Annotated in this window: 6 protein-coding genes and 1 pseudogene; 3 read left to right on the top strand and 4 right to left on the bottom strand. The window is 69.2% G+C overall.

Annotation, left to right across the window (positions count from 1 at the left end; translation table 11 throughout):
* Window positions 1-208: pseudogene (locus MRBLMU1_RS02350) on the bottom strand (RND transporter); the annotation flags it as partial.
* Between the two features lie 216 nt (window positions 209-424).
* Here MRBLMU1_RS02350 and MRBLMU1_RS02345 point away from each other — a divergent pair.
* Window positions 425-2,212, top strand: coding sequence for a glycoside hydrolase family 9 protein (locus MRBLMU1_RS02345; protein ID WP_363496413.1), 1,788 nt, complete (start codon window positions 425-427; stop codon window positions 2,210-2,212).
* Window positions 2,213-2,227: 15 nt separating this feature from the next.
* On the opposite strand, the gene MRBLMU1_RS02340 is transcribed toward MRBLMU1_RS02345, so the two are convergent.
* Window positions 2,228-2,581 (bottom strand): AraC family transcriptional regulator, encoded by a 354-nt coding sequence (locus MRBLMU1_RS02340; protein WP_363496410.1) that lies wholly within the window; start codon window positions 2,579-2,581, stop codon window positions 2,228-2,230.
* A 228-nt stretch (window positions 2,582-2,809) separates the two neighbouring features.
* Between MRBLMU1_RS02340 and MRBLMU1_RS02335 the strand changes: the two genes are divergently transcribed.
* Window positions 2,810-3,847 (top strand): alcohol dehydrogenase catalytic domain-containing protein, encoded by a 1,038-nt coding sequence (locus MRBLMU1_RS02335; RefSeq protein WP_363496407.1) that lies wholly within the window; start codon window positions 2,810-2,812, stop codon window positions 3,845-3,847.
* 30 nt (window positions 3,848-3,877) lie between these two features.
* Here MRBLMU1_RS02335 and MRBLMU1_RS02330 read toward each other — a convergent pair whose 3' ends face one another.
* Window positions 3,878-4,729, bottom strand: coding sequence for a Crp/Fnr family transcriptional regulator (locus MRBLMU1_RS02330; protein WP_363496404.1), 852 nt, complete (start codon window positions 4,727-4,729; stop codon window positions 3,878-3,880).
* A gap of 336 nt (window positions 4,730-5,065) precedes the next feature.
* Window positions 5,066-5,446: a hypothetical protein gene (locus MRBLMU1_RS02325; protein ID WP_363496402.1), complete on the bottom strand. Its 381-nt coding sequence runs from the start codon at window positions 5,444-5,446 to the stop codon at window positions 5,066-5,068.
* Between MRBLMU1_RS02325 and MRBLMU1_RS02320 the strand changes: the two genes are divergently transcribed.
* A complete protein-coding gene (locus MRBLMU1_RS02320) occupies window positions 5,430-7,010 on the top strand; it encodes a putative bifunctional diguanylate cyclase/phosphodiesterase (protein ID WP_363496399.1) in 1,581 nt (526 codons plus the stop codon). The genes MRBLMU1_RS02325 and MRBLMU1_RS02320 overlap by 17 nt on opposite strands.
* The last annotated feature ends 59 nt before the right edge of the window (window positions 7,011-7,069 follow it).

Below are 7,069 nucleotides of genomic sequence, written 5' to 3'. Positions count from 1 at the left end.
GCGCCTGGGCGATCAACGCCCGCAGCGCGGGCGCGGCGAAGTAGGCGCGCCATTCGGGCGGCGCGGCGGCGTCGGACGGCGTGGCCGGCATCGGGTAGTGGTCGGCGACCGGCAGCGGCGGGCGCGCGTGGGGCGGCGCCGGCGAGGCGCAGCCGGCCAGCAGCGCGCACGCGAACGCGAAGGGCGCGAGGGGCGTGGACGGGGACATGGCGCGGCTCCTGGTGTTGGACGGATGGACGCCGTTGCGATACCGGCGAGCGCAGTGTACGGGCGCCGCCGCCGCCTTGTATTTGATCCATGTCAAATTTTCACGGATGTAATGTTCAGGGCGCCGCTTGACGGCGCCGCCGATGATGGTTTGACTTTTCGGCAGATCCGCGCGACCATGTGCTGAAAACGATTTCAAAACAGCGAAGGATGACAGTTGAGACCCACCTATTTCACTCCGGGCGCGGCCCGGAAAAAGGCCGCGCTGGCGGCCGCGCTGGCGTTGCTGGGCGTGCTGGGCGGCGCCGGCCGCGCAGCGGCGGCCTCGTCGGGCGACCTTCAGATCAAGCTGGACCAGATCGGCTACCTTCCCGGATCGGCCAAGGTCGCCGTGGTCCCGAACGTGGACGGCGCCGCCTTCGCCGTGGTCCAGGCGGGCGGCGACACCGTCGTGATGCGCGGCACGCTGGGCGCGGCGGCGGCCTACGCGCCTGCCGCCGAAACCGTCCGCCTGGCCGACTTCAGCGCACTGGCGGCGCCGGGGCGCTACCAGCTGCGGGTGGCGGGCCTGCCGGATTCGGCGCCGTTCACGGTCGGCGCCGACGCCTACCGGGCGCTCAACGCCGCCGCGATCAAGGCCTACTACCTCAACCGCGCCGGCATCGCCTTGCCCGAGAAACATGCGGGCATCTTCGCCAGGAAGGCGGGGCATCCGGACACCCACGTTCTGGTCCACGAGTCGGCGGCCAGCGCCGCGCGGCCCGCCGGCACCGTCCTTTCCAGTCCCAAGGGCTGGTACGACGCCGGCGACTACAACAAATACATCGTCAACTCGGGCATCACCACCTACACCTTGTTGGCCGCCTACGAGGATTTCCCCGAGTTCTACAAGGCGCAGAACCTCAATATCCCCGAGAGCGGCAACGGCATTCCCGACATCCTCAACGAGGTGTTGTGGAACCTCGACTGGATGCTCACCATGCAGGACCCGGCCGATGGCGGCGTCTACCACAAGCTGACCGACAAGTCGTTCGACGGCATGGTGATGCCGGACCAGGCGAAGCAGCAGCGCTACGTGGTGCAAAAGACCACCGCCGCCGCGCTCGACTTCGCGGCCGTCATGGCCACCGCGAGCCGCGTGCTGAAGCCGTATGACGGCAAGTTGAACCGGATCTCGGCGCGCGCGCTGGCCGCCTCCAAGGCCGCGTGGCAGTGGGCGCGGAAAAACCCGGCCGTCTATTATCGCCAGCCCAAGGACATCCGCACCGGCGAGTATGGCGACGCCAACGTGAGCGACGAGTTCGGATGGGCGGCGGCCGAGCTGTATATCAGCACCGGCGACGACGCTTACTACAAGGCGATGGGGGCGCCCGCGCTGAAGGCGACCATTCCATCGTGGAGCGACGTGGGCGGGCTGGCCTGGATGTCGCTGGCGCGCCACCGCAAGCAGCTCGGTGCGGCGGCCGACCAGGCGCTGATCGCCGCCAGGATAGACGGCCTGGCCGACGGCCTGGCGAAGGTGTGGAAGGACTCGGCCTACGGCATCACCATGCAAGCCGGCGACTATGTCTGGGGCAGCAGCGCCGTGGTGTTGAACCAGTCGATGATGTTGTTGCAAGGCTACCGGTTGAACGGCAAGCGCGAATATCTGCAGGCGGCCCAGTCCGGTCTTGACTATGTGCTCGGCCGCAACGCGGTCGGCACCTCCTTCGTCACCGGCTACGGTTCGCGGTCGGCGCAGCATCCGCACCACCGGCCCTCGGTGGCGGACGGCATCGCCGCGCCGGTTCCCGGCTTCCTGGTCGGCGGGCCGCAGCCCGGCCAGCAGGACAAGGGCGATTGCCGCGCGGCGTATCCTTCGGCGGTGCCGGCCAAGTCCTGGCTGGACGACGACTGCTCCTACGCCAGCAATGAGATCGCCATCAACTGGAACGCGCCGCTGGTGTACGTGTCCGGGGCGATCCAGGCGCTGACGCCGGCGGCGGGGAATTCGCCAGGAAAATAAGCGGCGCCGGCCGGTTCAACACCGGCCGGCCAGGCGGGCCTGGCGCCAGCGCGTCGGCGGCATGCCGGTGAGCTTCTTGAACACGGCGCTGAAGTGCGCCTGGCTGCGAAAGCCGACCATCAACGCGACATCGAGCATCCCGTGGTCGGTCTGCAACAGGGCGGCCTGCGCCACCTCGATGCGACGCCGCAGCACATAGTTGTGGGGCGAGAGGCCCGTGCTGGCGCGAAACAGCCGGGCGAAGTGCATGGCGGTAAAGCCGGCCGCGTGCGACAGTTCGGCCAGCGATAGCGGCTCGGACAGGTGCGCCTCGACATAGGCGCGGGCCCGGTTCAGCCGCCATGATTGCAGGGGAGGGGACGGGTGCATGTCGCCCAGCTTACGCGCATGGCGGCGGCGTTCAGTGTGTTTTCGCGCATTTCGCGGAATAGTTTTCCGTGGTGCGTTTAGACAAACGCCGGCGTCCCGCGGGCGCGACCATGTCGGGACGCGCCGTGCCGCCGGCACGCCCGCGCTCCGCCCGGAAGGTACCGACATGATCGAGCACATCCGCTCCCGCGCTTCCTTGCATGCGGCCCCGACCGCCACGGGCGCGCCGTGAAGGCGCTGGTCTACCACGGCGGCGGGCGGATCGCGTGGCAGGAGCACCCCAAGCCGTCGTTGCGGAACGCCGGCGACGCCATCGTCCGCATGCTCAAAACCACCATCTGCGGCACCGATCTGCACATCGTGCGCGGCGACGTGCCCACCTGTACCCCGGGACGCGTGCTCGGCCATGAGGGGGTGGGCGTCGTCGAGTCGGTCGGCGCCGGCGTGACCATGTTGCGTCCGGACGAACATGTGCTGATCTCGGGGATCTCCAGCTGCGGCAAGTGCGGCTATTGCCAGCGCGGCCTGGTTGCGCATTGCCCCACCGGCGGCTGGAAACTGGGCAACACCATCGATGGCACGCAGGCCGAGTACGTCCGTATCCCGCATGCGCAGAACAGCCTCTATCCGATTCCCGCCGGCGCTGGCGAGGCGGCGATCGTGGCGCTCGGCGATATCCTGCCGACCGGCTTCGAATGCGGTCTGTTGAACGGCAAGGTGGCGCCGGGGTCGTCGGTGGCGATCGTCGGCGGCGGCTCGATCGCGCTGGCGGCCCTGCTGGCGGCGCGGCTGTACGCGCCCGCGAAAATCATCGTCATCGACGTCGACGGCGACAGGCTGGCGATGGCCCTGCGGCTCGGCGCCACCTACACCCTCGACAGCGCGCGCGGCGATACGGTCGCGCGCGTGCTGGCGTTGACGGCGGGGCGGGGCGTGGACACGGCGATCGAAGCGGTGGGCGTGCCGGCCACCTTGCGCTTGTGCCACGACATCGTCGCGCGGCGCGGCGAGGTGGTCGGCATCGGGGTGCATGGCCAGGCTGTGCCGGAACAGCTCGAGGCGCTGTGGTCGCAGACAATCGCCATCACCTCGCGGCTGATCGACAGGGTGTCGACGCCGATGTTGCTCAAGCGGGTCGTCGCCGCCATCGTCGAGCCGCTTAGCCCGCCGCCGCGGCGCTTCAAGTTCCAGCACATGCTCGAGGCCTACGACACCGTCCGCCGCGCCGCCGACACCGGCGCGCCCAGGGTCATCATCGAAACCTGAGCCGGCGCGCCGGCCATCGCTCCGTTGCCGTCACGGAAAAAGCAGGTCCAACTGGGCCTCGCCGGCCACGGCGTCGTCCCCGAGCGGGGACGACGCGCGGCGATCGGCGCGGCCGGTGCGGCGGTTCGGTTGCCCGCCGCGCGCCGCCCGGTGCTCCGGCGCCGGGCCCGATGGCTGCGACGTCGCCAGCAGGCGTGTCGTTTCCTGCCGCATCACGCCATAGCACTCGTACACATGCCGGTCGAGGCCGGCACGCGTCAACACGCGGATGTGGCCGCGCCGGCAACTGATGAGTCCCAGCGTCTGCAGGCGGCCCGCCGCCTCGGTGATGCCCTCGCGCCGCACCCCCAATATGCCCGCCAGCGCCTCCTGGGTCACCGCCAGCTCGCTGCTGGGCGAGTGGTCGAGCGCCTGCAGCAGCCAGCGGCACAGCCGCTGCACCGTCGAGTGGTGGCCGTTGCACACCGCCGATTGCGCCAATTGCACCATCAACACCCGGGTATAGCGCATCAGCAGGTCGAATAGCGGCCCCTTGCGGTGGAATTCGGCCAGCAGGACGCCGGCGCGCAGCCGGTAGCCATGGCCGGCGCTCTGCACGACGGCGCGGTTGGGGGCGGCCGCGCCGCCCATGAACAGCGTCACGCCCAGCAAGCCCTCGTGGCCGACGCTGGCGATCTCGGAGGCGCCGCCGTCCTCCAGTTCATATTGGACGGATATCACGGCGGTGACGGGGAAATAGATGAATGTCAGCTGGCCGCCGCTTTGATACAGCACGTCCCCTTGGGCCATGTCCACCAGCTCGAGTTGCGGGGCCAACCTGCCGAATTCGGCCGGCGACAGCAGTGCCAGCATGGAATTCAGTTTGGGATGGGCATGTCGCATGACGCGGATTCATTATTTAAAAAGCAATTTCCATGATGCAGGCTGTCACCCCTTACGGTCAAGGTCTGTGCGCTTCCCCACACAAGGGGCTGGGTTGCAAGGCGCTAGGCCGCGCGCTTTGTGCGGAAACCCACAGAAGCCCGGGCGCACCGCCGTCAGGATGTCTCGGCGGGACCCTCGTTTCGGACGGTACCGGAAATCCGCTCCGCGGCGGATCTTTTACTGTACAGTGCGTCGGATGGGAACCTCATGACAGCCGACACGGACTATCTTCAAGCTATTCTGATTTGGCTCGAAACAAACGATTCACCATTGTTGTCCCGGCGCTCGCTCGAATTATGGAACGCGATCAACGAGGAACTGTCGCCGATTGTCGGCGCCGATGGCTTCCCTGCGCTGTACGGCCGCTGCGTCGACTTGTGCGGCGAGGGCCGACCGTGGTTGCGGCGCGCGCCCGCCGGTAGCGCGCCGGCGCTGTGCTTCGCCACGCTGGGCATGCAGTTGGCGGCGCGCGGCGCGCCCGAGGCGCTGGCCGTGAGCGGTGCCCTGTTCGGCAGATTCCACGGGTTGTTGCGGCTGCTCATCGGGGCGCCGCTGACCGACGGCGTGTTCGACGCGGCCTGGCGCGCGCGCCGCCGCCGCCGGCCACGCCCCCATCACCATCACCGTCCCCACCATCACCACCACCAGAGGTTTCGCTATGAGCGGCAACAGCATCGATCCAACGCACGGGGAGCGCCGCGTCACGCGCCTGGACCGGCGCGCGGAGGGCAAGGCGGCCGACGCCGCGCTGGCCGACCGCGGACGCCAGATGAGCGCGCGCGAAGCGGTGGTCGGCGCCGGCGAGGAGGCGTCGGCGCAGATGAAGCGCACGTTGCATCGTCATATCAGCAAGCTGCGCCAGGCCAACGCCCATCTGGTCATCGCCACGCTGGAGGCGCACGTGATGACCGAGGAGGTGCGGCGCGCCAAGGACGCGCTGGGCCACATGGCCCACCACGACTTCCTGACCAACCTGCCCAACCGCCTGCTGCTGATGGAGCGCATGGCGCAGGCGATCGGCATGGCGCAGCGCCAAGGCAGCAAGATGGCGGTGCTGTTCATCGACCTGGACCGCTTCAAGGTCATCAACGATTCGCTCGGGCACGCCATCGGCGACCTGCTGTTGCAGGCGGTGGGACGGCGCCTGCTGGCGGCGATCCGCGCCAGCGACACGGCCAGCCGCCAGGGCGGCGACGAGTTCGTCGTGCTGCTGGCCGAGGTCGCCGACGAGCGCTCGGTGTCCGGCTTCGCCGACAAGCTGTGCCGCGCGTTGGCCGAGCCTTACGAGCTCGACGGGCAGACCGTGCACATCGGCGGCACCATCGGCATCAGCATGTACCCCGACGACGGCGAGCAGGCCGCCACGCTGATCGGCAACGCCGACGTGGCCATGTACCACGGCAAGCAGAGCGGGCGCGACCGGTGCTATTTCTACCGGCCCGAGATGAACCTGCGCGCGCTCGAGCGCCAGCGCGTCGAGGCCGACCTGCACCGGGCGTTGACGCGCGGCGAGTTCGACCTGCATTACCAGCCGCGCGTCAACCTGGCCAGCGGCGCCATCGCCGGCGCCGAGGCGCTGCTGCGCTGGACCCATCCCGAGCACGGCGCGGTGGCGCCGTCGCGCTTCATCCCGGTGGCCGAGGCCTGCGGCCTGATCGTGCCGATCGGCCACTGGGTGTTGCGCGAGGCGTGCATGCAGGTGGCGCGCTGGAAAGGGAGCGGGCGCGATCCCGGCGTCATCGCGGTCAACATCTCGGCGCTGGAGTTCCGCGACGACGGTTTCACCGGCCGCCTGCGTGCCGCCTTGGCCGACAGCGGCATGGCGCCGCGCTGCCTGGAACTGGAGATCACCGAGGGCGTGCTGATGGACGACGCCGGCGCCAGCGCCGCCATTCTGGCCGAGCTCAAGGAGATCGGCGTGCTGCTGGCCATCGACGATTTCGGCACCGGCTATTCCAGTCTGAGTTATCTGAACCGTTTTCCCGTCGACGTGCTCAAGATCGACCAGTCGTTCGTGCGCGAGATCGGCGCGGCGCCGGCCGACGGCATCATCGTCGGCGCCGTGATCGCCATGGGCGCGAGCCTCGGCCACAAGGTGGTGGCCGAGGGCGTCGAGCACCAGGCGCAGCTCGAGTTCCTGCGCGCCCACCATTGCGACGAGGGGCAGGGCTTCCTGTTCGGCCGGCCGATGCCGGCGTCGGCCTTCGCAGCCCTGCTGGCGCGGCGCGACGGCGATTGAGTGCCGCCGCGGTGGCATTGGCCGATGGCGAACGGCCAAGGTATTTCCCTGCCGGAGGA

The organism is Burkholderia sp. LMU1-1-1.1, from assembly GCF_040675865.1.
GTDB lineage: Bacteria > Pseudomonadota > Gammaproteobacteria > Burkholderiales > Burkholderiaceae_D > Rugamonas.
This window is presented reverse-complemented; position numbering and strand designations above follow the sequence as displayed.

Bases quoted from the DNA above. Each gene is read 5' to 3' on its own strand.
- MRBLMU1_RS02330 (WP_363496404.1), bottom strand. From the start codon at position 4,729: ATGCGACATGCCCATCCCAAACTGAATTCCATGCTGGCACTGCTGTCG.
- MRBLMU1_RS02320 (WP_363496399.1), top strand. From the start codon at position 5,430: ATGAGCGGCAACAGCATCGATCCAACGCACGGGGAGCGCCGCGTCACG.
- MRBLMU1_RS02325 (WP_363496402.1), bottom strand. From the start codon at position 5,446: ATGCTGTTGCCGCTCATAGCGAAACCTCTGGTGGTGGTGATGGTGGGG.
- MRBLMU1_RS02340 (WP_363496410.1), bottom strand. From the start codon at position 2,581: ATGCACCCGTCCCCTCCCCTGCAATCATGGCGGCTGAACCGGGCCCGC.